Raw genomic sequence first — 25,073 nt, forward strand, 5'->3', positions numbered from 1 at the left:
GCCCGAAGCTCAGTGGGCGTGCACACCTCGGTAGTACTCGAAGACGAGACCCAGAACGGACACGGTGCCAACACCGACAGCGATGAGGAAAAGCCACCAACCGAACACGACCCCGAGGACGGCGAGCGCCAGGGACAGACCGCAGTAGAGCGGCCACCAGCTGTGCGGGCTGAAGAAGCCCAGTTCGCCCGCCCCTTCCTCGATGTCGGCGTCCTTCCGGTCCTCAGGGCGCGGACCCACCCTCCGGGCGGTGATCAGGGTGTAGAAGCCGATGAGACCCGCCAACAACGTGCTCATCAGCAGCGCCGCGGTACCTGTCGGGTCATGCGACAGGAACCAGTACACAGGGGTGACCATCGCGAAGAACGCGGTCAAGCACAAGAAGATGAAACCTTCGATCTTCACGACTGCCCCTCCTGCTGCGTGCTGATCTGCTCGACGTGGTCTCGCCGGCCCGCCGTCTCCGGCGCGTCCGGGCCTCCCGCGCCGACGGAGGCGAGCTCCGCCATCACCACCTCAGGGTGCCGCAGGTCGAACGCCGGGCTCTCGGAGCGGATCCGCGGGATCGAGGTGAAGTTGTGCCGGGGTGGCGGGCAGGAGGTGGCCCACTCCAGGGACCGGCCCCAACCCCACGGGTCGTCCACCTGCACCTTCGGGCTCCTGCGCGTCCGGAGGACGTTGACGAGGAACGGCAGGGTCGACATCCCCAGCAGGAACGCACCCACGGTCGAGACCATGTTGAGCACCGTCCAGCCGTCCTCGACGAGGTAGTCGGCATAGCGGCGGGGCATCCCCTCCGCGCCGAGGATGTGCTGGACGAAGAACGTGGTGTGGAAGCCCACGAACAGCGTCCAGAAGTGGATCTTGCCGAGGCGCTCGTCGAGCATCCGCCCGGTCATCTTCGGCCACCAGAAGTAAAAGCCCGCGAACATCGCGAACACCACCGTGCCGAAGACCGTGTAGTGGAAGTGCGCCACGACGAAGTAGGTGTCGCTGACGTGGAAGTCCAGCGGCGGCGACGCCAGGATCACACCGGTGAGGCCGCCGAAGAGGAACGTGACCAAGAAGCCGATCGTCCACAGCATCGGGGTCTGGAAGCTCAACGACCCCTGCCACATCGTCCCGATCCAGTTGAAGAACTTGATGCCCGTGGGCACCGCGATCAGGAACGTCATGAACGAGAAGAACGGCAGGTTGACGGCCCCGGTCACGAACATGTGGTGCGCCCACACGGCCATCGACAGCGCCGCGATGCCCAACGTGGCGAGGACCATGCCGACGTAGCCGAAGAGCGGCTTGCGGCTGAAGACCGGCACGATCTCGCTGATGATGCCGAAGAACGGCAGCGCGATGATGTAGACCTCGGGGTGGCCGAAGAACCAGAACAGGTGCTGCCATAGCAGCGCTCCGCCGTGGGCGGCGTCGAACACGTGGCCGCCGAGCCGGCGGTCGAACTCCAGCATGAGCAGCGCGCCGGCCAGCATGGGGAAGACGAGCAGCACCAGGATGCTGGTCACCAGGACGTTCCAGGTGAAGATCGGCATCCGGAACATCGTCATGCCCGGCGCCCGCATGCAGAAGATCGTCGTAACGAAGTTGACGCTCCCGAGGATCGTCCCCAGACCACCCAGGTAGAGGCCCATGATCCACAGGTCCCCGCCAACACCAGGCGACCGCACGGCGTCGGCGAGCGGGACGTAGGCGGTCCAGCCGAACGACGGGGCGCCGCCGGGGACGATGAAGGAGGAGAAGGCGATCAGTCCGCCGAACAAGAACAGCCAGTAGCTGAACATGTTGAGGCGCGGGAACGCCACGTCCGGCGACCCGATCTGCAGCGGCATGATGACGTTCGCGAAGCCGACGAACAGCGGTGTCGCGAACAGGAACAGCATGATCGTGCCGTGCATGGTGAAGAGCTGGTTGAACACCTCTTCACCGGTGCCGGACTTGAAGATCTGCATGCCCGGGACCGCGAGCTCGGCCCGCATGAACAGGGCCATCAGGCCGGCGACGAGGAAGAAGGCGAAGGACGTGATCAGGTAGAGGTACCCGATCTTCTTGTGGTCCGTGGTGGTGAGCCAGTCGACCACCACGCTGCCGATCCGGCGCTCTCGTCGTGGCGACTCGAGCGCGATCTGGGTCTGCGTTGGCCGATCACCGAGAATGGTCACTTCGCCGCTCCCTGAGCTTCGGACACCAGGCCATGCTGCGTCGTGGCCCGTGCGCCGCCAACAGCCTCACCCGTCTGTCCGCGGGCTCGCAGCTCACGCAAGTGCTCGGCGAACTCCTCCCGACTCACGACGTGGACGTTGAAGAGCATCCTCGCGTGGTAGCTGCCACACAGCTCGGCGCACTTGCCCGCGAACACACCCTCCTTGGTCGGGGTGAGCTCGAAGTAGTTCTCATGCCCCGGGATGACGTCCATCTTGAACAGGAACGCGGGGATGAAGAACGAGTGGATGACGTCAGGCGACTCCAGCTGGAACCCGACCTTCTCCCCGACCGGCAGGTACAGGGTCGGGAGACGGTCAGGCGTCCCGGACTCCCAGACCGCCCCGGCCTCCGGCGCCGCACGGCCAGGCCGGTCGAGGTAGTTGAAGGTCCAGCTCCACTGCTGACCCACGACCCGGATGACATTCGCGGGCGGGTCGTTGCGGTCGACCTTCAGGATGGCGTTCTGGTCACGAACGGTGAAGTAGAACAGCACGCCGATGATGACGAACGGCACCACCGAGTAGAGGATCTCGATCGGCAGGTGGTAGCGCGTCTGCGGCGGGATCTTGTCATCGCGACGGCGGTAGGCGATGACGGACCAGATGATGAGTCCCCACACCAGCAGGCCGACGCACGCGGCGGCGATCCACGCGCCCTGCCATAGGTTCAGGACGTGGGTCGCCCGGTCGCTGGCCGGAGCCGGCAAACCGAGGCGCGACCAATTCCCGCCGCCCTGGCCCGCGCAACCGCTCAGCGAGACCAGTGCCACACCGGCGAGTGACGCCACGCTCGCCCACCGCCGGGCGCGGCGCGGCATCCGATCGTCAGGGTTCGACCTCACCGGACGCCTTTCTCCTTGGGATCCGTCCGTCGCCAACGGCCCTGGGGCCCCGGCGTACGGCGTGGAACGTCTCTGTCGGGACAGACCCTACTCGGCGGCTCGTGAGCGGTGGTGACGTACCCCGTGTCGGCCGGGTCACACCACCGTGAGCGGATGGTAGGTGACCGGGTCACGGCACGGAACCCATGCCCTCGTCGCGACGTCCCACCCTCGAGTCCACCCATGAGGCCCGGCCCACGCCCCGGGGATGTCCGTGACTCCCGGCCGTCAGTGGCCCTCGCGACCCGACGATCGGCGAGGTCGGACGCTGCTCTCACCACAGCACCTGTCCCGATCCCAGCACCAGGGCGGGAGCCACCATGGGGAAGTGAGGTGTCCGGTGGCCAACCGCTCGTCGACCTCCCTCGGCGTTCGCGCGCTGACCCTCGTGGCGATCCTGGCCGCGATACTCTCCGCGTGCGGAGATGAGCGGAGTGTGAGTACGGCAGCCCGGCGGGGGAGTCAGGCCCGGACGCCGACGCCGCAGGCCACGACACCGTCGCGTCCCGCGACCCCACCTTCCCCACCTGCCACGTCACCGACTCGAACACCGGACACGGAAGCTCGAACGCCGGGCACGGAACCCCCGCGGACCCCACCGCGCTCGCGCGCGACACCGCCCGACGCCACAGGTGAGCTGCTCCGAATCTCCGCGGCGGAGTCGACCGGGGATGGACGGAGCCTCCAGCTGACCTACACCCTGCCCACTCCCTGCTCGCCCGGCCTGCGCGAGGCACACGTCACCGAGCGTCCCGACGAGGTCGTCGTCACGCTGTACCGACGCTCGCCTCGCCCCGGGGACGAGGGTGTGTTCTGCTCCCAGGTCCTCACCGAGAAGTCCGTCACGGTGAGGCTCGAGCGGCCGCTCGGCGACCGCACGTTGGTCGACGGCTCCTCGGGGAGCCAGGTCCCGGTAGCGCGGCGCTGAGCCGCGGGTCACCCACGCCGACCCATCCGGCGGGGGCGGTGGCCTCACCAGCTCGGGACAGACCGGCGTCCGCACGCGGACGTCGATCTAGAACGACACCTTTCCGGCATTACACTCCCCTGGCAGCTCGCCACGTGACAGGACGTCCTGGTCGGACAGCGGGACGCGGGGCGGGCCGACGAGCCGACAGGTGCGCGCCAACCTGGTGCGCCCGCGAGTGGAGCGAGGGCACATGGGCAAGCAGGCCACCGAACGGCGCACCTTGGGCCGCAGCGGCGTCGAGGTCACCTGCCTGAGCCTGGGGACCGCGCCGCTCGGCGGACTCTTCCGACACGTCGAGGACGACACGGCCATCGCGGTCGTGAAGGCGGCGCTCGACGCGGGGCTCAACTACATCGACACCGCACCGCTGTACGGCCACGGCGTCGCCGAGCGGCGGGTCGGGGCCGCGCTAGCCGCGGCAGGCGTCGAGCGTTCGTCGTACGTGCTGTCCACGAAGGTGGGCCGGCTCATCGTCGACAATCCCGCCGGCGACTCGGACGGCTACGCCGACGCGCCGCCGTCCGAAGCGATCTTCGACTTCACCCCTGACGGGATCCGACGGTCGTTGGAGGAGAGCCTGGAGCGCCTCGGGCTCAGCGCGGTGGATGTGGTCTACATCCACGACCCCGATGACTACGAGGAGCAAGCGCTCAAGGTCGCCTACCCCGTGCTCCACGAGCTGCGCGAGCAAGGGGTGGTCAAAGCGATCGGCACGGGCATGAACCAGTCCCGGATCCCCACTCGTTTCGTGCGCGAGACCGACATCGATGTCGTCCTCCTCGCCGGTCGCTACACCCTGCTCGACCAGACCGGCGCGGCGGACCTGCTGCCCGCCTGCCTGGAGCGAGGTACCTCGATCGTCATCGGCGGCGTCTACAACTCGGGTCTGCTCGCCGACCCGCGTCCGGGCGCGACGTTCAACTACGCTCCCGCCCCACCCGAGCTCATCGCCCGGGCGCAGGAGCTGGAGCGCGTCTGCCAGGCCCACGACGTGCCGCTCAAGGCGGCCGCGATCCAGTTCCCCCTCGCCCACCCGGCGGTGGCGACCGTGCTGACCGGCGCCCGCGACGTCAGGGAGCTGACCGAGAACCTCGCGATGATGGAGTACGACATCCCCGACGCGCTGTGGGACGACCTGGCAGAGGTGGGGGTGCACCGCTATGGCCGCTGAGGAGGGCCGCCCCGCCCCGGCACAGCCATCCAACACCTCCTCGGCTGAGGAACCGGACGCCACACCACCGAGCTCAGCTCGGGGCGACGCCGGGCGGGTCGACGCCCACCATCACGTGTGGGACCTGTCCGTGCGGCCGGAACCCTGGATCACCGGGGACGCCATGGCGCCGATCGCCCGCACCTTCACCGTGGACGACCTCGCGCCGCACGCCGCCGCGGCTGGCGTGACCACCACCGTGCTCGTCCAGACGGTGAGCGAGATCGACCAGACTCGCGACTTCCTGGCCTTGGCGGCGAGCTCCGATCTGGTGGGCGCGGTCACCGGATGGGTGGACCTCACCTCGCCCTCCGTGGCCGACGACCTCGCCGCGCTGCGGGACGCTCCAGGCGGTGAATACCTCCGGGCGATCCGCCACGGGGTGCAGAGCGAGCCCGACCCGGCGTGGTTGTGCCGGCCCGACGTCCGACGCGGTCTTCGGGCGGTCGCCAACGCGGGTCTTCGGTACGAGCTGCTGACCTACCCCGTCCAGCTGCCAGCGGTCTTGTCCACGGTCGCCGACCTGCCGGAGCTGTCGTTCGTCCTCGACCACTGCTCCAAACCCGCGATCGCCGCCGGCCAGATGCATCCGTGGGCCGACCAGATCCGCGAGCTGGCCCGCCTGCCGAACGTCACCTGCAAGCTGTCCGGTCTGGTCACCGAGGCGGACTGGGCGACGTGGGACGTCGCCACGTTACGCCCGTACGTCGAGGTGGTGCTCGAAGCGTTCGGGCCCGAGCGAGTGATGTTCGGCTCCGACTGGCCGGTGTGCCTGCTCGCCTCGTCCTACGCGGACTGGGTCGCGGCGGCGGAGGAGCTGACCGCCCACCTGTCCGAAGCCGAGCGGGCCGCGATCTTCGGTGGCACCGCTCGACGCTTCTACGACCTCGCCTGACCTCGCCGGCTCTCGCCCGTCGTCCCAGCGCGACGAGCGCCGAGGCAAGTCGTCCGCGAGGTGCTGACCCAGGCCACGTCTTCGACCACGGCGGTGCTAGAAACCGGCCATGAGTTTGCGCATCGGCATCGCCGGCATGTCCACCGAGTCCAGCACCTTCGCGCCCCACCGGACGACGCTCGACGACTTCCGCGTCGCGCGCGGTGCGGAGCTCGCAGACCGTTACCCGTTCCTCCGGGACTGGCGTCTGCCAGGACGGACGGACGTGGAGTTCGTCCCCCTCCTGCAGGCGTCGGCGCTCCCGGGCGGACAGGTGCTGCCCGAGGTCTACGACACGCTGGAGGCGGAGATCCTCGACCTGATTCGCGCCGCCGTCGCCGAGCGACCCTTCGATGGGTTCTACTTCGACATCCACGGCGCGATGGCGGTCGAGGGCCGGCGTGACGCCGAGGCCCGCCTAGCCCGACGCATCCGGGAGCTCGTCGGTCCCCGCTGTCTGATCTCGGCCTCGATGGACCTGCACGGACAGGTCTCGCGTGACCTCGTGGAGACAGTCGACCTCCTCACCGCGTACCGGACGGCGCCCCACATCGACTACCTCGAGACCCGCGAGCGGGCTGTTCGCACTCTCGTCCGCTGCCTCACCGAGGGCATCCGACCGGTGCGCGCGTGGGTGCGGGTGCCCGTGCTGCTGCCTGGGGAGAAGACGAGCACGCGGGTCGAACCGGCGCGGTCGATCTACGCCACCCTCCCGGAGATCGAGCGTCAGCCGGGCGTCCTCGACGCGTCGTTGTGGGTCGGGTACGCCTGGGCGGACGAGCCGCGGTCCGCGGCCACCGTCGTGGTCTCCGGCACCGATCGGCAGGCCGTCACCGCGCACGCCGAGCGACTCGCCCGTGCGTGGTGGGATGCCCGGCACCAGTTCGAGTTCTGCGCGCCCGCCGGTCCCGCGGACTGGTGCGTCGCTCAGGCGCTCGCCTCCGACCAGCGCCCCTTCTTCATCAGCGACTCCGGCGACAACCCGACCGGTGGTGGCTCGAACGACGTGGCCTGGTTCCTCGGCCACTTGCTCGCCACGCCGCAGCTGGCCTCCGGCGAGCGGACGGCGATCTGGGCCAGCTGTGTCGCTCCCGACGCGGTCCGCGCCTGCGTGCAGGCCGGTGTCGGCGGATCGGTGCGTGTCGAGGTCGGCGGCTGCTTCGGCGGGGGTGACCCGGTCACCGTCTCCGGCACGGTGACCCACGTCGAGCACGCCGACCCTGTCGGCGGTGACATCGCCGTCGTGCGCTCCGGGGGCGTCCACGCCGTCCTCACCAGCCGCCGGAAGCCGTTCCACTACGTCGCGGACCTGGAAAAGCTCGGACTTGACCCCGCGCAACACGACATCACAGCCGTGAAGATCGGCTATCTCCAGCCCGACCTCTACCAGGCCGCCAAGGGCTGGGTCCTCGCGTTGACTCCTGGCGGTGTCGACCAGGACCTGAACCGGCTCGAGTATCGGCACGTGCTGCGCCCCATCCATCCGCTCGACCCCGAGATGGCCGAGCCCGACCTGTCCGCGGTGCTCTTCGGCTAACCGCATCCACGACCGGGGCATGATCGCGTCCAGCTCGGGGCGTGGATGCTGCGCCGACAGTGATCGTCACTTAGGGTGGTACCTCCCGTCTGGTACCGCCCATGCACGGACCGTCGACGTACGGCCGTCGAGTCACAAGGCGTGGCCATCCGCGGTACCAGCGACCGCGAGAACCGAGGACCGACGAGACCGAGGATCGGGGCGCGGCAACCTCGCCCGCCCCTGAGGGAGCGGCATGGTCGGACTGAGGCTGGAAAGCCTCCGCGTCGCTGGGGTGTGCCCGGAGCTGACCCTCGACGTGCCCGTCGGCGTGATCCGCGCAGCGGTCGTCAGCGACCAGGCCGCCGTCCACGCGCTCGCCAACGCCGTCGTCGGCCTGGACCGCACTCAATCAGCCGGTCGAGTCCTCGTCGATGGCGTGGACGTCTGGCAGCAGCACGTCGACCACCGCAGACGTCGGCGGCACCGCACGGGTCGGCACTGCCCGGTCCGGCTGGTGCCAGCGGCTGGGGGCCTTGTGCCGGGAATCACCGTCGCCGAGAACATGTGGCGGCTCCGATGCCCGACCGCCCGGGTGTCGAAGGCGTTGGGAACGGTGATGACCCAGGAGGTCGCCGCCACGCTCGACATGGCGGACCTGCTCGACCGTCGTCCCGAGCACCTCAGCGCCAACGAGCGCCGACTCGCCGGCCTGGCGCTGGCCCTGTGCTGGGAGCCGATCGCCATCGTCATCGAGGACACACCCGACCACCCGACCTGGCACGCGGTTCTGGAAGAGCCCCGGCGCCGTCGGGTGCCCTCGGCCGAGCTGACGTCGTCCAAGGCCGAAGCGGTGCTCGCCAACGTCGCGGTGCTCGTCATCACGACCGATGCCGCCAGGGTGTGGCAGCTGGACCACGATCCGGTGTGGCTCGAACCAAACCTGGTAACGGTCGGACGCTCGGCGGCGACGTCCTCCACCGGGAGGGCCGACGATGCGTAGCGTGCCTCGAGGCCAGTCGGGCGCTGGACGGCTTCGCCGGCGGGCGGTCTTAGCCGGGCTCCTGTCGGTCAGCGTGCCTCTCCCCGCGTGCTCGGCGGCCGGCGCACTGCTCGCCGATCGGCCGACCGTGCGGGTCGCGGTGACGTGGAGCGCCGCCGAGCTGTCGTTGTTCCGTCGGGTGATCGACGACCTGCGTCGCCTCCCCGGGGAGATGGCCTATGACGTCGACATCCTCCCCTACGGCGACGACATCTCGGCGGCCCTGGCGACCCGCGGCGCCGGCCGGCCAGACGTCGTCCTGCTGCCCCGGCCGGGCCTCGTCGCCGAGCACCTCGACGCTCTGGCACCGTTGCCCGCTGAGAGCTGGCCAGCGCCCGACACCTACCCACCGGTGTGGCGGTCGCTGCTCTTCCATCGACATCCCCAGACCGGGGAGCAAGTCCCCTATGGCCTGCCGTTCAAGGTCGCCCACAAGTCCTTGGTGTGGTATCGGCCGTGCCAGTTCGAGCGTCTCGGTCTGCAACCCCCGCAGACCTGGTCGGACTGGCTCGCCCTCAACACCGAGCTGAGCCGGCAGGGGATCCCCGCGTTGGCACTCGGTGGCGGGGACGGCTGGATGCTCACCGACTTCTTCGAGAACGTTCTCCTCGGACACTCCCCCTGCACCTACGACGCGCTCAGCGGGCCAGCGCCACGCCCGTGGCACGTGCCCGCCGTCCGAGAGGCGTTCCGTTCACTCGGTCAGATGTGGAGCACGCCCGGCGTGGTGGCGGGAGGGGTACGTCGGGCGCTCGTCCAGCAGTTCTCGGACGCGGTGCTGGAGGTCTTCCGCTACCACCGCGCCGCGATGGTCGTGGCGCCCGACTTCGCCTGGCCGATCATCGAGAGGTTCGGCATCGACCCCGACGGCTGTGACAACCCGGTCGGCACCTTCGCGTTCCCTCCCCCGCGCCGAGGCCAACCGCCGCTCGTCGCCGGAGGCGACGTCGTGGTGCTGACTCGACCAGCCCGGCCCGAGGCGCGGGACCTCCTCACCCGACTGGTCGACTCGCGAGCGGTCACGAGCTGGATCAGGGCCGGCGGCTTCGTCTCCCCCGACCTCACCGTGCCCGAGCGGCTGTACCCACCGGACATGCGTCCGGTCGTCCGCCAGCTTGTCAACGAACCGTTCCGCTTCGACCTCTCCGACCAGATCGGGGCCGTCGGCGGCCAGGAGGGCCTCTGGCGGGTTCTCCAGCAGTTCCTGACGCGGGTGGGCGACCGGGATACGGCCGCAGTCGACGTCGCCGCCGACGAGGCTGTCGCGCAGCTCCTCGCTCTGGAGGACGCCACCGTCGGTCGCGACGTGTCGTCGACGTGGGCGAGGCTGCGCGCCAGCTCCGCCGAACAGGTCGACCTGTGCGAACCAGGAGCCGGCGATGGCGGTTGAGAGCCACCGCGGCCTGCGCCTGGAAGTCACCAGTCGTCCGATGAGCGGACGGCTGGTACCCGGACGGCCGCCCCGCAAGATCGGCCGGTACCTGCTCGGTCTTCCGGCCGCGACCCTGGTCCTCCTGCTGGTCACACCCATGCTGCGAACGCTCGTGTGGGCGTTCCGGGAGGATGGGTCGTGGACGCTGCGCCACCTCGTCGGCGTCCTGGCCGACGGCGCGACCCAGCGCGCGTTGCTGCACACCCTCGCCTGGGTCGGCATCGCCGCCGGCTTGGTCGTCGTCTCCTTCTTGCTGGCGTTGGCCAGCCTGCGCTTCGAGCGCTGGGGCACCGCGTTCATGGGCGTGCTCGTGCTGCCTTTCGGTATCTCGGCCCTCACCTCCGGTGCGGCGTTCCGGCTGCTCTACGACCCGACGCCCGAGCGGGGGACGGTCAGCGCTCTCGCCGCTCTCGTCGGCGAGAGCCCGGTGTGGCTCGGCCCAGGCCTCATCTGGTTCGTCTTGGTGTCGGCGTTCGCCTGGACGTGGCTGGGTTTCGCGGTGTCGCTGTTCCGCGCGGGGCTTCGGGCCATCCCTGAGGACGTCGAGCGCGTCGGCCAGGCGCATGGAGCCAGCTGGTTCCAGTTGCTCCGCATTCGCATCCGCCTGGTGCTGCCCGTCGGGGCTCTCATCCTCCTCACCTTGGTCGTCGCCGCCGCCCGCCTGTTCGACCTCATCCTCATCGTCACACCTGGGCCGATGCGGCAGGAGGTCGACACCGCCGCGGTCCACTGGTGGCGACTGACGGTCCAGTCCCCGGAGCCAGGCCGGCCGGCCGCGCTTGCCGTCGTCTTGTTCTGCCTGCTGGGCTGCTGCGCGCTGCTCCTCAGCCACGCGATCGGGCGACGTCGGAGGATGCCACGCACGCCCCGGCCCTGGTGGCGGGAACGCCGGAGCGGTCACGTGCGCTGGTGGCACGTCCTCCTCGGAGTCGGCGTCGCCGCCATGTGGGTGTTCCCCGTCCTCGTGCTCGTCACGACAGCGCTGCAGACTCCCGAGGACGCCGGCGCTCGAGGCTGGTGGACGGTCGGCCAGTCAGGCCTGTCGCTGGCGTCCTTCCGTCAGATCATCGACGGCGGACTGCTGAACTCGCTGTGGTCGACGCTGGTCGTGGCGCTCGGCGCCACGAGTCTCCTCGTGGTCATCGCTCTGCTGGCCACCCCGGCGCTGTCGCTGCGCGTCCCGGACTGGGCCGGTCGACTGGTCGTGGCGGTGCTCACGATGCTGGCGGTCGCGCCGGTGCAGATGTACGCCATCCCGCTGCGTGACGCGTTCACCTCTCTCGGCGTTGTGGGCTCCCGACTGCCGTTGATCGTGGTGCACGTGGCGGCGGGTCTGCCCTTGGCGGTCCTCATCCTGCGCGCCGCCCTCCTGTCCTCCCACCGTCTGTCGTCCCACCGTCCGGCCCTCGACGACGTGCTGCTCGGGCAGACCGGCCCGCTGACCGCCCTGCGTCGACTGTGGGACCGCGCCGGAGCCGCGCTCGTCGCGGTGGCGGTGATGGAGTTCGTCCAGGTCTGGAACGACTTCATCGTCAGCCTCTTCATCAGTGGACCCGGCTCGAGCCCGCTGACGATCGTGCTGTGGGGTGAGGCTCGGCAGTTCGCCACCTCCGCGGGCACGATCGCGGCGAGCGCCGTGCTCGCGGCGCTCGTCCCGGTCGTCGTGCTCTTGCTGGTGTGGCGCCGGTGGATGGTGCCTGGCCTGACCGGAGGACTGCTGCGATGACGGTCACGCCGGATCCGCCACGAGACGCCGACCACCACGGTTCGCCAGGACCGGGCGAGGAGCCGACGGCCGGCCACCAACCTTCCAGCCTTGGCGCGACCGAGCTCGAGAAGGCCGCCGCCGCACCATCCTCGGCGGGGACGACGACCCAGCCTGCCACGCCGTCACATGCCTTCGCCGCCGCTCCGGTCGACGTCGGCTCCTCCACGCCGAGCGGGGTGACGACCGGACCGACACCCGCGCCCTACCACCAGCGACCGGCGCCACCGAGAGTCCCCGACCACCCGCAGGCGCCGCCGACCGCTCACGCGCTCGACGAGCCACGATCGGGCGTCATCCGCAACACCCTCATCGGCGCCGCGGCGCTCTTCGGCATCTTCCTCAACGGCCTCGCGTCAGACCTGCTCGCGGGAACGCTGAGCGACTCGCCGACCTGGGCGCCCGTTCAGCACCTGCTCCGCGTGCTGAGCGGGGTCATCGTCGTGGTGCTCCTCGCGGTCTGGCTCCTCGGCGCGTACTTGCGCAGGCGTCGACCCGTCCGCCAACTCGACAGCGACCTGGTCGCACCAGGACCGCCGACTCGACCCGCGTGGTTTCGACCCGAGCCCGTCACCATCGGGCGGGCGGAGGTCGTGCGGCAGGCGGTCGACGTCGTCCTCCGCCGGGGCGTCGTCGCCATCGTTGGGGCGCCCCGAATGGGAACCTCGACCGTCGCGCACGCCGTCGTCAGCGAGCTCATCCGACAAGGCCACGCCAACCCGGCCCACACCGCGCCCTTTCGACGTGCGCGGATGGTCGACCGAACGCCCCGACGACGCCACCACCATCGCCGGACACCTGCTGAGGACGTTCGGGGCGAGCGAGCCGCTGTCCGGGAGCGAGCAGGTGATGGACGACGCGGCCGCGAGGCTCCTGGAACGTCTGGCTGCGCAGGGCTCGACACTCGTCCTCGACAACGTGTCGAGCGTCGACCAGGTCACGTGGCTCACCAGGCGGTGGCCCAGCGACGGCTCGGGACCCCTGCTCGTGGTGGCCCTCTCGCACGACCCCGGCAGCCTGACGCTGGCCGACGGCTTCCCCGCCGAGTCGATCGTGCCCCTCGCTCCGTTGGAGATCGCTGACCTCCGCCAGCTGTGGCGAGCCGAGATCCGAGACGAACGGTGGGACCCCTATCTCGACGACGTCCTGCGCGCCTGTGACGGCCGTCCCGGCGCGGTCTGGGACCTCGTCCAGGAGCTGACGAGGCCCGGAGCCGACATCTGGCACCCGGAGGAGCTGGTCGACCGACTTCAACTGGCGGCCGTCGATCCTCGGCTCCGACAAGCCACCTCCGTCGTCGACCCGCCCGCCAGAGTCTGGTACGCCATCGTGGGCCGAACCCACCCGGGCATGTCACGTCGTGCGCGTCGGCTGGCCCGGGCGCTGGCCGACCTGCCAGTGGCCGAGCTCACCGTCGAGGCGATGGAGGCGGTTCGGCGGGGTCTCGACGAGGACGCCGACAACTCCGCCGAAGGGGAGCCTGAGCGAGCCGAGTACCCCCACCTCGTGGACCCGCTCCACGAGCTCACGGCCAGGAACCTGGTCCGACAGTCAGAGGCGGGGCGCTACCGGATGCCTCGAGAGATTCGCGTGGCGGTACGCGCCATCGTCACCGACGACAAGCGAGAGGCCCTCCGCGCCGCCCTGCCTTCCCTGGTGCGACGCTATGCCCACCTGGCCGAACGCTGGCGTGGCGTCCTCGACAGCCGCGCGCACGCCGCCTCGGCGGCTCGCTGGTTCCAAGCCGAGGAGCCCTTCCTACGCGCACTCGTCACCGCCAGCTACCCCGACGAGCCCGGCGAGACCGACGAGCCACTGCTCACCCTCGTCATCGACGATCTCGCGACGCTAACGGACGCGTTGGACGTCTGGTACGTGCGCCAGGGCCAGGTGCTTGGCGCCAGGGTCGTCCACAGCAGCTTCGGCGACCTCGCCGAGCGTGCGGGACGCCCCGACCTCGCCATGGTGGCCGAGACCAGGTGCGCCGCCCTCGCTCGGGCTACCGGACAGTTCGAGGACGCAGCCGCCCGGCTCGAGAGGGTTCGCCGCCAGCTCGCCGCCTTCGGCAGGTCCACTCGTCGCACGGCGTGGGCCCTGCGGGCTCGGCTCCACCACGAGCAGGCACAGCTCCACCTGGCGCGCGCCGACCAGTATCACGCCCACACCTCCCCCACATCGGACCACGGCAGCGGCGCAACCGACCCGTTGGCCGCGGCGACCCGACGCGACGTCGAACTGCGCGCCGCCGAGCGGGAGCTCCAGCACGCGTGGGCGGCGCTGCCCAAGAAGGACACGGCCGGCGAGATCACCACGTTGCTCAGCATGGCCGTCGTCTACCTGCACCAAGGCGCACCTGAGCGTGCGCTCGACCGGCTTGACCTCGCCGAAACCCGTGCTCAGGACGCCGAGGACGCGACTGCCCTGGCGCACGTCGCCGAGCTACGGGGAATCGCGGCGTGGATGCAAGGCCGGGCCCCAGTCGCCGTGGCGCTCTGGCAGCGGGCGATGACGCGCTTCAGCGAGCTGGCCGACCACCAAGGGGAGGCTCGATGTCTCCAACACCTGGGTTCGGCCGTCTTGGTCGCGCCGGAGCTGGCCAGCCTTCTGGTCGGTGACCAGCGACGCCCGCTCGACGAGGTGACCGCCGTGCGACACGCGTACACGTGGTTGCAGCGAGCCCAACGACTCGTGGCCGGTCAGCCTGAGTCACCGATCGGCCGCCGTTACCTGGACCTCGCCCGCGAGCGGGTCGGGCACAGCGGCGGCCTCGCCCAAGGCGACGCGGAGGGCGTGGCAGAGGACCACCCCGCCCGCACCGACACGTCGGATGACTCCGACCGTCGCGGATGGCTCCGCCAGATGCTCGGCCGTCTCGGACGTCGGCTCCTCGCGTAGGTGGCTGGTTCATACTCGTCTACGTGACCGCACGCAGCGCCGACTCCGCCGACGAACGGAGCACCGATTCGGGTGTCGGCGACGAACGCACGATCGTCCTCACCGGGCGGTTGGACACCGACGCACCCGACTGGGTCCCCGTCCCGGTGGACGTACCCGATGGTGTGCGTGAGATCGTCGTCCGCTACACCTACGACAACCCGTCGGCGGGCACCGGAGCACCTGGGAACGCGCTCGACATCGGCATCTTCGATCCGCGCGGCCATGAGCGAGGAGCCGCACACGGTTTCCGTGGGTGGTCCGGTGGAGCAAGGGAGAGCTTCTCCATCAGTCGGTCCACCGCGACGCCCGGCTACCTCCCCGGGCCCATTCATCCGGGCACGTGGCACCTCATGCTCGGGCCGTACACGATCACCCCGCAGGGTCTGTCGTACCGAATCGAGGTCACCTTGCGCTTCGGCCCACCCGGCCCGGACTTCGTCCCTCGATACGCCCCGCGACACGCGACGGGTCGTGGCAGGGCGTGGTACCGCGGTGACCTGCACCTCCACACCGTGCACTCAGACGGGCGGCGAGAGCCGGAGGAGCTCGTCGCCGACGTGCGCGCGGCGGGCCTGGACTTCATGGTGTCGACCGAGCACAACACCTCGAGCGCGTCGGGCGTGTGGGGCTACCACGTCCCGGACGACCTTCTCGTCATCGACGGGGAGGAGATCACGACCCGCAACGGCCACCTCGTGGTGGCAGGGCTGGACCCGGGCACCTGGCTCGACTGGCGGTACCGAGCCCGCGACGGTGTCTTCCCCGACGTCCTTCGGCACATCCACCGCCAAGGCGCGCTCGCGATCGCCGCGCACCCGTTCTGTCCGTTCCTCGGCTGTGCCTGGAAGTTCGGGTTCGACGGTCTCGACGCCGTCGAGGTGTGGAACGGCTCGTGGACCCCCGATGACGAGGTGACGCTCCGTCAGTGGGACGCCCACCTCGTGGCCGCGGGAAAGGACGGCGCCTGGCTGCCGGCGGTCGGTGGCAGTGACGCGCACGACCACAGTCAGACCGTTGGCCTCGGGCAGACGGTGGTCCTCGCCGACGACCTCACGAGGGACGCCATCCTCGCCGGTATCCGTGCCGGACGGTGCTACGTCGCGGAGTCCGCGAACGTCGAGCTGGACTTCTCGGCGAGCGCCGAGGAGGCCACGGCGGGCATCGGCGACCGCCTCTCCCTGAGGCCGGACACCGAGGTGGCGGTGGAGGTCGCGGTGCGTGGCGCGCCCGGCACGTTCGTCCGCTTGGTCACCGACGCGGGGCCGGTCGCCCAGCTGCCCGTGCCCGAGAGCGGTAACGGGACCGTGACGTGGCGGACGACTGCACGCGCGGCGGCCTACATCCGCGCCGAGGTCCGACGGATGCCGTCCGGGCCGCTGCCCTTCGAGCCGATGGTGGCGTTCACCAACCCGATCTTCCTGGACGTGCCGTCCTGACAGCGTCCGCCCTGGCGGCGTCCCTCCTGACAGCGTCCGGAGGGCACTCCACGGGCGGATGGTCACCGCGGTGGCGGCGGCCCACCAGCAGAGCCGTCAGTGGAAGGAGTCGCCGCAGGCGCAGGAGCCGACCGCGTTGGGGTTGTCGATCGTGAAGCCCTGCTTCTCGATCGTGTCGACGAAGTCGATGACGGCGCCGTGCAGGTACGGGGCACTCATCCGGTCGACGACCACGTCGACGCCGCCGAAGGTCCGGACCACGTCACCTTCCAGCTCCCGCTCGTCGAAGAAGAGCTGGTAGCGCAGACCCGAACAACCACCCGGCTGCACCGCGAGCCGGAGCCGCAGGTCGTCACGACCCTCCTGCTCGAGAAGGCTCTTGACCTTGGCGGCCGCTGCGTCGGTGAGGACGACGCCTTCCTGCCGCTCCTGCTGGGTCACGTCGCCTGAAATGGTCATACCTCGGACTCCCGTGGTCGGATGTCGGCTCAGTGATGTCGGCCCGATTTCGTCCGCATGGTGCTCAACACCGGCATCGGCACCGGCATTCCAGTGCTCCGGACCCATCGTTGCACAAGCGCACCGCCGCGACACTCAACGGGACCAGGTTCGCCCCGTCAACGCGACCAGGTTCGGGCGACCCGCTCGGCGAGCGCGGCCAACGACTCCCGGGGTCGGCCGAGCGCCTCCTTCTCGCCGACGAGGTCGACCACCGAATAGGCCGACTCCACCCCCATGGCCCGCATCTCCCGGGCGCCGACGTGGACCTGACCCGCGAGCACGACACAGGGTCGGAGCGCCCGCGCCGCGACGGTCGCGACGCCGGAGACCACCTTGCCGCTGGCCGACTGGAAGTCGAACGAACCCTCACCGGTCAGGACGAGGTCGACGTTACGGGCCTTCTCGGGCAGACCGACCGCCTGAGCGACCGTGTCGATGCCCGGCACTCTGCGCCCCCCGAGGAGGAGAAGGGCGTAGCCCAGACCGCCCGCCGCACCCGCTCCCTTGGCGTCGGCGAGCCGACGGTCGGCGAGATCAGCCAGCCGTGCCAGCGCGGCGTCGACGACCACGAGGCGCTCCCGCCGCAAACCCTTCTGCGGCCCGAAGACGTTGGTCGCACCACGCAGGCCGAGCAACGGGTTGTCGACATCGCTGGCGACGAGCAGCTCGACACCAGCCAGCCGCTCACGCGCTGCTCGGACGTCGAGGCGGGTGAGGTCGGCGAGCGCTCGCGGCCCACCGGTGAGGGCGGTCGGCGGGTCGGCGACCGCGCCCATCGCCGCGAGGAGGCCCGCACCGCCGTCGTTCGTCCCGCTTCCACCCAGGCCGACGACGACCCGCCGCACCCCGGCGTCGAGAGCGGCGCGAAGCAGCTCACCGACGCCGTAGGTGGTGGCAGCCTCTGGGTCACGCCGGTCGGCGGGAACCAGCGCGAGCCCGCACGCCTGCGCGGACTCCACGTACGCGGTCCGCTCGTGGAGCAGGAGGGTCGCCGGCGTGGGTTCGCCGAGCGGCCCGGTGACCGTCACCGCTTGCAGCTCGCCGCCGAGAGCGGCGTGGAGCACGTCGATGAAGCCTGGGCCGCCGTCGGACATCGGTGCCGTGAGGACCTCGTCGCCGGGTGCCTGGCGGCGCCAACCTTCGGCGATCGCCTCGGCGGCCTCGACCGCACTCAGGGTGCCGGCGAACTTGTCGGGAGCGATCAGCACGCGCACGCCGGCCATCTTCCACCGCCCGGGTGTCCTGCTCTCACCGGGGGTGACGCGCTCGCCGCCCTCGCGTTTCCCCTGGGATGCGCACTGGCCGCTATCGAGCGTCGACGTGCGCGACGTATGGTCGCCTCGTGCTGATCCGACCGATGACAGAGGACGACATCCCAGCCGCGCGAACACTCGCCCACCAGGCGATGGATCAGGTCCGCGCGGCGACCCGCTCCCCCGGCTCCCCCGAGCCTCGAACCGGTGACCCCTCACCCGAGGCGCTCTCCCTGTGGACCCGGCGCGCCAAGCACTTTCTGCGCCACGACCCCGACGGATGCTGGGTGGCCGACGTCGACGGCAAGGTGGCCGGCGTCGCCATGGCGCTGCGGCGGGACAAGCTGTGGGGTCTGTCCGCGTACTTCGTCCACCCGAACCACCAAGGGGCGGGGATCGGGAAGGCCCTGCTCGACGCTGTCCTCGGCTACAGCCGCGGCTGCCTGCGAGGGATCATCATCTCCACCGAGGATCCGCGAGCGGCCCGCCGTTACCGTCTCGCCGGCTTTTCCCTGCATCCCACGATCCGGGTCGCCGGCGTCGTCGATCGGACGTCGCTGCCCGTCGTGCCGGGGGTGCGGGAAGGCGGTCCGGGCGATCGCGACTTGTGTGACTCGGTGGACCGCCAGGTCCGCGGGGCGGCGCACGGTGTCGACCACGAGTTCCTCGGCGGCGAGTACGGGCTCCTCGTCTGTGACACGCTCGTCGGCAGTGGCTACTGCTATGTCGACGCCAACGGGTCACCCGTCCTGCTCGCCGCGACCGGACGCAAGATCGCGCAACGACTGCTCTGGTCGGCTCTGGCACGTTCACCGGAGAACGCGCAGGTGCGGATCGACTACCTCACCGCGGCGCAGGAGTGGGCAGTGGACGTCGCCCTCACCGCCGGTCTGTCCCTCCGCACCGAGGGCTACCTGTGCCTGCGCCACATGCGCCCACCGGCTCCGTACATCCCCTCAGGCGCCTTCCTCTGACCGCGCCGTTCCAGGGTCCCGACACGGGACCGGCCGGAACGACGCGTCCGCGAGGACCAGAGCTCTCACAAGCCGGGGGCACCCCAGACGGGGAACCACCGCGAGAGGTCGTTCTCGATTCGTAGGTCGTTGGCGATCAGGCCACGAATCTGCAGCTCCAGCGCGTTGTCCCGGCGCTCGTCGCCCACCGGCGCGAAGGGGTAGAAGGACCCCCGCTTGTACAGGTAGACCAACGCCAGCCGCCTCCCCTCCGGGTCGCGGAAGCCGACCAGTGAGCACAGCAGAGACGGCCCGAAACCGGCGGCCTCGAGTGAGGAGTTGACCGCGTGCAGGTCGGTCACCAGGGCGGACATGTCGGACGGATCCGCGCGGCAGACCAGCCAGGTGAAGCCGTAGGAGTCCTGCGTCCGCTCCACCTTCGGCCCCTCGTCGGCGTCGAGCAGTTGCTGGATCTCGGCCTGTGTCGCCGCGAACGCCCCGCCCTCGGCGGCGCGGTAGCACACCGAGCCGACGCCGGTGGGTCGAAACGTCGTCGCGACCTCCAAGGTGAGGGCGGCCTGGGGCAGCCCGAACAGCTGGTCGAGATCAGGCCGCTTGGGCTTGCTTCGCCCAAGGATCACGTCGAGGAACTTCATCGGCCGCCCTTCAGCAGCGAACCCAAACCGTCGAGGCCGCCGAGGCGAGCGTCGCGGGATGTCACAGCATCGGCCTTCCCAGCTCCGCGCTCACCTGCGCCAGCCGCTCCAAGCGCTTCTCCGTGCTGGGGTGCGTCGACAGCAAGGTCGCGAGCGAGTTGCCGACCGCCGCCGGCGCGAAGAAGAACGCTTGCGCCGGCGCGGACCGCCGCAGGTCTCGGGTTGGGATGCGCTCGACGTCGGAGGAGATCTTGACCAGAGCGGACGCCAGCGCTGACGGCTGACCGGTGAGGTAGGCGCCAGCTCGGTCGGCCGCGAACTCGCGGTACCGCGAGAGCGCCCGGGTGAGGAGGAAGCTGATCACGTAGACGACGATGCTGGCCAACCACACCACCGCGAAGACCACGGCGGTGTTGTCCCGGCTGCGGCCGAGCCCCGAGTACATCCCGAACCGGGCGATGAGCCCGGCGAGGACACCAAGGAACGACGCCACGGTCATGACGGCCACGTCCCGGTGGGCGATGTGGGACAGCTCGTGCGCCAAGACTCCCTCGAGCTCGGCACGATCCAGCCGTCGCAGGAGACCCGTGGTGACGCACACCACCGCGTTCCGCGGGTTCCGACCGGTGGCGAACGCGTTGGGGAGCTGCATGTCGGACACCGCCACCCGCGGCTTCGGCATGTCGGCCAGGGCGCACAGCCGGTCGATCATCGCGTGCAGCTCCGGCGCCTCCTCCGGAGTGACCTCGTGCGCGCCCATCGCGGCGAGCGCGATCTTGTCCGAGAAGTACCACTGCGCGACCAGAGCCCCCGCCGCGATGAGGACGACCAGGAACCAGTCGACGCCCGCGGCGATCAAGCCGGCCATCGCCGAGACGTACAGCAGCCCCAGCAGGAACATGACCACGACCATTCGGGTGGTCAGGCCCCTATCCGCCGGAAATCGCGTTCGTGCCATGTGTCATCGCTCCTCCTGTCATCTCATACGACGACGCGCGAGCGCCGAAGATTCCCGGCGCCCGCGCGTACGGCGCGATGAGCGTTCACCACCGAGGTGCCTGACCCGTCCGTTACCCGGGGATCAGTCCCTCCTCGCCGAGAAGCTCTTTGACCTCGTCGATGGTGGCGTCCTCCGGCGGAAGGAACAGGTCCGAGTCCTCCAGCGCGTCGTCCGGCAGCCTGGTGCCGACGGCTCGCACCTTCTGCAGAAGCGCCTGGAGCGCGGACTTGAACGCCGCCTCGTCGCCAGCCTCGACCGCCGTCTCGAGCTCGCTGTCGAGCTTGTTGAGCTCCTCGAGGTGCTCGTCGGCAACCCGCAGCTGGCCCTCGCCGAGGATTCGGACGATCACGATCCCTCCCCCTGCCGTTGTGCCTGCTCCGGCCTGACCTGCGCGGACTGTTCCGCCCCACTCCCGGCCTGGTCACTCTGGGCGGGCTGGCCCTCCAGCTCGCGCGGCTGCTGGGTGCCCCCAGCGAGCTGCGCCTTCATCGCGGCGAGCTCGCGCTCGACCTCGTTGCTCGAGGCCAGCATGTCCAGTTCGCGGGAGATGTCGTCCTTGCCGGTGCCCGTCACGTCGTCCAGCACCCCGGACGCCAGCAGCTCGTCGATTGCCCCGGAACGCGCCTGGAGCTCGGCGGTCTTGTCCTCGGCACGCTGGATGGCCAGGCCCACATCGCCCAGCTCCTCCGAGATCCCAGCGAACGCCTCGCCGATCCGGGTCTGCGCCTCGGCTGCGGTGTAGGTGGCCTTGATGGTCTCCTTCCTGGTGCGGAAGGCCTCCACCTTGGTCTGCAGACGCTGGGCGGCGAGGGTCAGCTTCTCCTCCTCGCCCTGAAGGGCGGCGTGCTGCGTGCTGAGATCAGCGAGCTGCTGCTCCAGGCCGGAGCGCCGAGTGAGCGCCTCCCGAGCCAGGTCCTCCCGGCCCATGCTGAGCGCCTTCTGCGCCTGCTCCTTGAGCTTGTCCGACTGCTGCCGCAGCTGGTTCATCTGGAGCTCGAGGCGCTTCCGGCTGGTCGCGACGTCGGCGACGCCTCGGCGTACCTTCTGGAGCATTTCCAGCTGCTTCTGGTACGAGTAGTCGAGGGTCTCCCGCGGGTCCTCGGCACGGTCCAACGCCTTATTGGCCTTCGCGCGGAAGATCATCGCGAAGCGCTTGAGAATACTCATCGAGGTCGGCCGCCCCCTTCGTCTCCAGGCCGGTCGTCAGTGTCAATCGTGCCGGGTCGGCACCGGACGGCGTGTCTGCGATCACCCTATGCCGCGAAGCCCTCACCAGGCGACCCCGCCACCCGCGTGCCTTGTCGCTGCGGTCGATCAAACCACAGGAAGCCAGGCCACCGGGCCCCATGGCATAGCGTGCATTGGGGACCGAAGCGACGGCCGGGACACATCGTCGAGCCGTTACGCTGTGGAGCGTGTTCCGACGCCGTACGACGACCGAGCCGGCCCCCGCCGAGAGTACCGAATCCACCCCTCGACCCACGACACCGGCCAAGGGGCCACGCGGCAAGGGATCGCCAGGCAAGGGACGTCCGACGCCGAAGCGCCGTGACGCTGAGCGGGCTCGCCGGCAACGGATCGCCGCCCCGCGCGACCGTCGGGAAGCCGCGCGGCTGGCGCGGCAACGGGCCCGGGCGGAGCGCGCGAAGATCCAGCAGGCGCTGATCACGGGCGACGAGCGCTACCTGCCGCCACGTGACAAGGGACCCGTCCGCCGCTTCTGCCGGGACTTCGTCGACTCGCGGAGGACGCTGGGCGAGTACCTCCTGCCCTTCTTCCTGGTGATCTTCCTCGCCATGATGATCCCTGTGCCGCAGGTTCAGCTTGTCGCCTACTACCTGTGGCTCACGGCAATCATCATCGTGCCCGTCGAGCTGTTCATCCTGGGCCGACGGCTCAAGCGCGAGCTCCGGGCGCGCTTCCCGAACGAGAGCCACCGCGGCGCTGTGTTGTACGGCGTGATGCGCGCGACGCAAATCCGACGGCTGCGCCTACCGAAGCCGCAAGTCGCGCCCGGCGACACGATCTGAGACCACCGGGCGCCCCGAGGCGACCGGACGCCGTCCGTCGGACACCCGCAGACCCGGGTCACCACACCCAGAGGACTGACGCCCCCTCAGGACGCGCCCCTCAGGACGTGGGGTAGGGCTACGCGCAGTCGGCCTGTCCGCGGGCGACCGTACTCCGCAGGGTCGGCCGCCTGGCCAGCCGTCCACTCAGCTCCGCGTTCCGCCACGCCGAGCGCATCTCCCCGGCGCTCAGCGCCTCCCGGATGCTCTCGGCGAGCTCGTCGTGGGGAGTCTGCAAGGCGTACCGCCACGACACCACGAGCCCGCGCAGCTCACCGAAGCAGTCGAACTCAGCCAGGACACGGTCATCCGCCGCGGTGCCGACGACCGTCTCCAGGCCCAGCTCGGCGAGGACAGCTCCCGCGCGCGGGACCAGCGGCGCCAGCCGGTCGAGGAGAGGCGGCAGCGCGCCCGCTCCCGCTGGCAGGAAGCTCCGGGCGAGGACCGAGACACCCGTCTCGGCGTACTTCTCCGCGACGAAGTCCGACGCCCGGCGGCGGGCGGCGCGGTAGGCGTCACGGACCGTATCGGCGAGGTCCCGGACCTGGATGCCTTGGGTCCAGTCGGGCGCCAGCTCGACCGCTTGAACGCGGCCATGACCGTCGACGCTGACCCGCACCAGGCCACGTCCGTCGTCGCAGGTGAAGGTGCTCGTGGCGATCCGCTGCTCCAGGATGCGCAACCGGTGCAGCCACTCTTCGCCCCGACGCATGCCGACCCTCCGTTGCGGTGTCTCACCAAGATCGCCCAGACGGTAACGGATGCCTGACAGGGTGTACCAGGCGACTCCCCGAGGACTCGACGTGGCGAACGTCGCACTCCACGGGACTCACGAGGGTCGACTCGGGTGTCGGACCAGGAACTCGGCGGTCAGTCGGCGCTCTCGTCGGCGGGATGCAAGCTCATCGGCCCGTACACCTCTCGCCCGGCCTCGAGCAGGGTGACCTGGTCCACTCCGGCAGCCCGGAGCTCCCGCCAGGTCTCCCCGATCCAGCTCTCCGCGTCACTTTGGGACGGAAACTCGACCCGGGCCAACCCGCCGACGTCGACGGGGTTGCCGTCCGCATCCTCGAGCCGCCATGTCCACGTCATCCCGTTGAGCTTAGAGCCTCCGCAGGGACACGGGCCGCAGCCGGCGCAGTCCACATCCTGACGTCCGCTTTGACGCGACCGGCTCCGTCGTGAGAACTTCCGTCCTGCACAACGTCATGGTGACGGGTCGGTTGACCCGTCTGACAGGGGAAGCCGGTCGGAAGCCGGCGCTGACCCGCAACCGTAGGCCGCGGCCTGGAGAGCAACCAGGCTCCACCCCTTGAGCGGCGAGCCGGGACGCCTGGCCATGACGTGGCTCCACGAACACCCGTCGAGGTCTGCGGGGCGGAGCCCGGGTGAGCACCCGAGTCTGCCCTCGGCCGCCGGCACTCGCCGGACGACGCCGAGGGTTTCTCGTGTTGGTCCCGGGGTCCGCGCCCGGACCCCTCACCCGGAGGACCCCATGAGTCTGGAGCGCGACGTTCGACGCCCTGTCCGGTCAGTCCTGACCGCGTCCAGGACTGCCCTGGCCGCGTCAGCAGCCCTCGTCCTCGCCGTTGTAGTGGCCGGACCCGCGTCCGCCGAGGCCTATCGCTACTGGGGCTTCTACCAGTGGAAGGACGGCGCCTGGGTCCTGGCGAGCAGCGGACCCGCGTCGGTCACGCCGGAGGACGGCGCTGTCGACGGTTGGCGACTGGCTGTCTCGGGCGAGACCACCCCACCCCGACCGCCTCGGGCGCCCGGCGACTTCGAGGCGATCTGCGGAGGGACACCAGCCGAACCCGGCCGCAAACGCGTCGCCGTCGTCGTCGACTACGGGCTCGCCGAGGAGGAGACCAGCGGCCAGGCGCTGCCCCAGCCACGGGGCGCCTGTGCGGTTGTCGACGCGGACGCCAGCTCCGCCCAGGTGCTGGCAGCGGTCGCTTCGGTACGGGAGGAGAACGGGCTGGTCTGCGCGATCGACTCCGTTCCGGCGACCGGCTGCGGGGACACGGTTCCCGAGGAACCCGACATCCCCTCCCCCGAGCCGACCGTGGCGCTCCAGCTTCCGGGTGGCACGCCCGAGGCGACGTCGACCGCGCAGGCCAACGAGACCACGACACCGAATCCGGCGGCCGCTGAGAACACCGATGGAGCGGCGAACACCGACGAGCAATCCTCGTCGCGCGGTGTCGCGGTGTGGTCGGTCGTTGGTGTGCTGGTCGTCGCGGCGCTTGTCCTCGCCGCGTTGGTGACCCGGCGCCGCCGCGGCGCCGGCGAGGACGTCTGACCT

The 25,073-nt window shown here is 70.3% G+C and carries 22 protein-coding genes and 1 riboswitch; of the genes, 11 read left to right on the plus strand and 11 right to left on the minus strand.

All coding sequences use genetic code 11. The features are described 5' to 3' along the window. Nucleotides 1-9: 9 nt before the first annotated feature. From DFJ64_RS01325 to ctaC, 3 genes are read right to left on the minus strand one after another with little or no spacing between them, the layout of a single operon-like run. Nucleotides 10-405: a cytochrome c oxidase subunit 4 gene (locus tag DFJ64_RS01325; RefSeq protein WP_115848782.1), complete on the minus strand. Its 396-nt coding sequence runs from the start codon at nucleotides 403-405 to the stop codon at nucleotides 10-12. Continuing rightward, a complete protein-coding gene (ctaD, locus tag DFJ64_RS01330; RefSeq protein WP_245941258.1) occupies nucleotides 402-2,135 on the minus strand; it encodes an aa3-type cytochrome oxidase subunit I in 1,734 nt (577 codons plus the stop codon). The genes DFJ64_RS01325 and ctaD overlap by 4 nt, the downstream gene beginning before the upstream one ends. Before the next feature lie 32 nt (nucleotides 2,136-2,167). Then, entirely contained in the window at nucleotides 2,168-3,055 is an 888-nt protein-coding gene (ctaC, locus tag DFJ64_RS01335; RefSeq protein ID WP_245940889.1) for an aa3-type cytochrome oxidase subunit II, read from the minus strand. A 1,157-nt stretch (nucleotides 3,056-4,212) separates the two neighbouring features. Between ctaC and DFJ64_RS01345 the strand changes: the two genes are divergently transcribed. The 8 genes from DFJ64_RS01345 (at nucleotide 4,213) to DFJ64_RS01385 (ending at nucleotide 16,336) form a co-directional block, all read left to right on the plus strand. Beyond that, nucleotides 4,213-5,235, plus strand: coding sequence for an aldo/keto reductase (locus DFJ64_RS01345; protein WP_245940890.1), 1,023 nt, complete (start codon nucleotides 4,213-4,215; stop codon nucleotides 5,233-5,235). Then, a complete protein-coding gene (locus DFJ64_RS01350) occupies nucleotides 5,225-6,169 on the plus strand; it encodes an amidohydrolase family protein (protein ID WP_115848786.1) in 945 nt (314 codons plus the stop codon). The genes DFJ64_RS01345 and DFJ64_RS01350 overlap by 11 nt, the downstream gene beginning before the upstream one ends. A 109-nt stretch (nucleotides 6,170-6,278) precedes the next feature. Beyond that, nucleotides 6,279-7,745: a M81 family metallopeptidase gene (locus DFJ64_RS01355; protein ID WP_115848787.1), complete on the plus strand. Its 1,467-nt coding sequence runs from the start codon at nucleotides 6,279-6,281 to the stop codon at nucleotides 7,743-7,745. A 235-nt stretch (nucleotides 7,746-7,980) separates the two neighbouring features. After that, nucleotides 7,981-8,727, plus strand: coding sequence for a P-loop NTPase family protein (locus DFJ64_RS01360; RefSeq protein ID WP_115848788.1), 747 nt, complete (start codon nucleotides 7,981-7,983; stop codon nucleotides 8,725-8,727). A gap of 1 nt (nucleotide 8,728) precedes the next feature. Continuing rightward, on the plus strand, nucleotides 8,729-10,156 hold the full coding sequence (locus DFJ64_RS01365; RefSeq protein WP_170152461.1) for an ABC transporter substrate-binding protein: 1,428 nt from the start codon (nucleotides 8,729-8,731) through the stop codon (nucleotides 10,154-10,156). Continuing rightward, nucleotides 10,146-11,924 (plus strand): ABC transporter permease subunit, encoded by a 1,779-nt coding sequence (locus DFJ64_RS01370; RefSeq protein ID WP_115848790.1) that lies wholly within the window; start codon nucleotides 10,146-10,148, stop codon nucleotides 11,922-11,924. The genes DFJ64_RS01365 and DFJ64_RS01370 overlap by 11 nt, the downstream gene beginning before the upstream one ends. 783 nt (nucleotides 11,925-12,707) lie before the next feature. Beyond that, nucleotides 12,708-14,858: a hypothetical protein gene (locus DFJ64_RS01380; protein WP_147304558.1), complete on the plus strand. Its 2,151-nt coding sequence runs from the start codon at nucleotides 12,708-12,710 to the stop codon at nucleotides 14,856-14,858. Between the two features lie 23 nt (nucleotides 14,859-14,881). Next, nucleotides 14,882-16,336, plus strand: coding sequence for a CehA/McbA family metallohydrolase (locus DFJ64_RS01385; RefSeq protein ID WP_245940891.1), 1,455 nt, complete (start codon nucleotides 14,882-14,884; stop codon nucleotides 16,334-16,336). A 96-nt stretch (nucleotides 16,337-16,432) separates the two neighbouring features. On the opposite strand, the gene DFJ64_RS01390 is transcribed toward DFJ64_RS01385, so the two are convergent. Both DFJ64_RS01390 and DFJ64_RS01395 read right to left on the minus strand, forming a co-directional pair. Next, nucleotides 16,433-16,795 carry a HesB/IscA family protein gene (locus DFJ64_RS01390; RefSeq protein WP_115848794.1) on the minus strand — a complete coding sequence of 121 codons (363 nt, stop codon included), beginning with the start codon at nucleotides 16,793-16,795 and terminating at the stop codon, nucleotides 16,433-16,435. Nucleotides 16,796-16,953: 158 nt separating this feature from the next. Next, a complete protein-coding gene (locus DFJ64_RS01395; protein WP_245940892.1) occupies nucleotides 16,954-18,060 on the minus strand; it encodes a glycerate kinase family protein in 1,107 nt (368 codons plus the stop codon). Nucleotides 18,061-18,179: 119 nt separating this feature from the next. On the opposite strand from DFJ64_RS01395, the gene DFJ64_RS01400 reads away from it, so the two are divergent. Beyond that, nucleotides 18,180-19,064, plus strand: coding sequence for a GNAT family N-acetyltransferase (locus tag DFJ64_RS01400; protein ID WP_115848795.1), 885 nt, complete (start codon nucleotides 18,180-18,182; stop codon nucleotides 19,062-19,064). 65 nt (nucleotides 19,065-19,129) lie between these two features. Here DFJ64_RS01400 and pspAB read toward each other — a convergent pair whose 3' ends face one another. The 4 genes from pspAB to DFJ64_RS01420 all read right to left on the minus strand — a co-directional run bounded on the left by pspAB (nucleotide 19,130) and on the right by DFJ64_RS01420 (nucleotide 21,866). Continuing rightward, nucleotides 19,130-19,699, minus strand: coding sequence for a PspA-associated protein PspAB (gene pspAB / locus DFJ64_RS01405; protein WP_115848796.1), 570 nt, complete (start codon nucleotides 19,697-19,699; stop codon nucleotides 19,130-19,132). 61 nt (nucleotides 19,700-19,760) lie between these two features. Continuing rightward, entirely contained in the window at nucleotides 19,761-20,657 is an 897-nt protein-coding gene (gene htpX / locus DFJ64_RS01410) for a zinc metalloprotease HtpX (protein WP_115848797.1), read from the minus strand. A gap of 112 nt (nucleotides 20,658-20,769) precedes the next feature. Continuing rightward, on the minus strand, nucleotides 20,770-21,048 hold the full coding sequence (pspAA, locus tag DFJ64_RS01415; RefSeq protein WP_115848798.1) for a PspA-associated protein PspAA: 279 nt from the start codon (nucleotides 21,046-21,048) through the stop codon (nucleotides 20,770-20,772). Beyond that, nucleotides 21,045-21,866 carry a PspA/IM30 family protein gene (locus DFJ64_RS01420; RefSeq protein ID WP_115848799.1) on the minus strand — a complete coding sequence of 274 codons (822 nt, stop codon included), beginning with the start codon at nucleotides 21,864-21,866 and terminating at the stop codon, nucleotides 21,045-21,047. Before DFJ64_RS01420 ends, pspAA begins: the two co-directional genes overlap by 4 nt. Nucleotides 21,867-22,114: 248 nt before the next feature. On the opposite strand from DFJ64_RS01420, the gene DFJ64_RS01425 reads away from it, so the two are divergent. Then, nucleotides 22,115-22,729, plus strand: a complete 615-nt coding sequence (locus DFJ64_RS01425) for a DUF3043 domain-containing protein (RefSeq protein ID WP_115848800.1) — start codon at nucleotides 22,115-22,117, stop codon at nucleotides 22,727-22,729. 118 nt (nucleotides 22,730-22,847) lie between these two features. Here the strand turns inward: DFJ64_RS01425 and DFJ64_RS01430 are convergent, their stop codons facing one another. After that, nucleotides 22,848-23,480, minus strand: coding sequence for a YbaB/EbfC family nucleoid-associated protein (locus DFJ64_RS01430; RefSeq protein WP_115848801.1), 633 nt, complete (start codon nucleotides 23,478-23,480; stop codon nucleotides 22,848-22,850). A 158-nt stretch (nucleotides 23,481-23,638) separates the two neighbouring features. Further along, nucleotides 23,639-23,860, minus strand: coding sequence for a hypothetical protein (locus DFJ64_RS01435; protein ID WP_115848802.1), 222 nt, complete (start codon nucleotides 23,858-23,860; stop codon nucleotides 23,639-23,641). A 100-nt stretch (nucleotides 23,861-23,960) separates the two neighbouring features. Continuing rightward, nucleotides 23,961-24,124: riboswitch (cobalamin riboswitch) on the plus strand. A gap of 139 nt (nucleotides 24,125-24,263) precedes the next feature. Here DFJ64_RS01435 and DFJ64_RS01440 point away from each other — a divergent pair. Beyond that, the gene (locus tag DFJ64_RS01440) at nucleotides 24,264-25,070 is read left to right on the plus strand and encodes an SCO2322 family protein (protein ID WP_147304559.1); all 807 of its coding nucleotides are present in this window, start codon (nucleotides 24,264-24,266) and stop codon (nucleotides 25,068-25,070) included. Nucleotides 25,071-25,073 lie beyond the last annotated feature (3 nt).

The sequence above is a fragment of the Thermasporomyces composti genome (assembly GCF_003386795.1).
Classification (GTDB): Bacteria; Actinomycetota; Actinomycetes; order Propionibacteriales; family Actinopolymorphaceae; genus Thermasporomyces; species Thermasporomyces composti.

What these genes read in the sequence shown, in the direction of transcription:
- DFJ64_RS01390 (WP_115848794.1), bottom strand. Translation starts at nt 16,795, where the DNA reads ATGACCATTTCAGGCGACGTGACCCAGCAGGAGCGGCAGGAAGGCGTC.
- DFJ64_RS01370 (WP_115848790.1), top strand. Translation starts at nt 10,146, where the DNA reads ATGGCGGTTGAGAGCCACCGCGGCCTGCGCCTGGAAGTCACCAGTCGT.
- htpX (WP_115848797.1), bottom strand. Translation starts at nt 20,657, where the DNA reads ATGGCACGAACGCGATTTCCGGCGGATAGGGGCCTGACCACCCGAATG.
- DFJ64_RS01395 (WP_245940892.1), bottom strand. Translation starts at nt 18,060, where the DNA reads ATGGCCGGCGTGCGCGTGCTGATCGCTCCCGACAAGTTCGCCGGCACC.
- DFJ64_RS01430 (WP_115848801.1), bottom strand. Translation starts at nt 23,480, where the DNA reads ATGCGTCGGGGCGAAGAGTGGCTGCACCGGTTGCGCATCCTGGAGCAG.
- DFJ64_RS01440 (WP_147304559.1), top strand. Translation starts at nt 24,264, where the DNA reads ATGAGTCTGGAGCGCGACGTTCGACGCCCTGTCCGGTCAGTCCTGACC.
- DFJ64_RS01420 (WP_115848799.1), bottom strand. Translation starts at nt 21,866, where the DNA reads ATGAGTATTCTCAAGCGCTTCGCGATGATCTTCCGCGCGAAGGCCAAT.
- DFJ64_RS01435 (WP_115848802.1), bottom strand. Translation starts at nt 23,860, where the DNA reads ATGACGTGGACATGGCGGCTCGAGGATGCGGACGGCAACCCCGTCGAC.
- pspAB (WP_115848796.1), bottom strand. Translation starts at nt 19,699, where the DNA reads ATGAAGTTCCTCGACGTGATCCTTGGGCGAAGCAAGCCCAAGCGGCCT.
- DFJ64_RS01360 (WP_115848788.1), top strand. Translation starts at nt 7,981, where the DNA reads ATGGTCGGACTGAGGCTGGAAAGCCTCCGCGTCGCTGGGGTGTGCCCG.
- DFJ64_RS01350 (WP_115848786.1), top strand. Translation starts at nt 5,225, where the DNA reads ATGGCCGCTGAGGAGGGCCGCCCCGCCCCGGCACAGCCATCCAACACC.
- DFJ64_RS01355 (WP_115848787.1), top strand. Translation starts at nt 6,279, where the DNA reads ATGAGTTTGCGCATCGGCATCGCCGGCATGTCCACCGAGTCCAGCACC.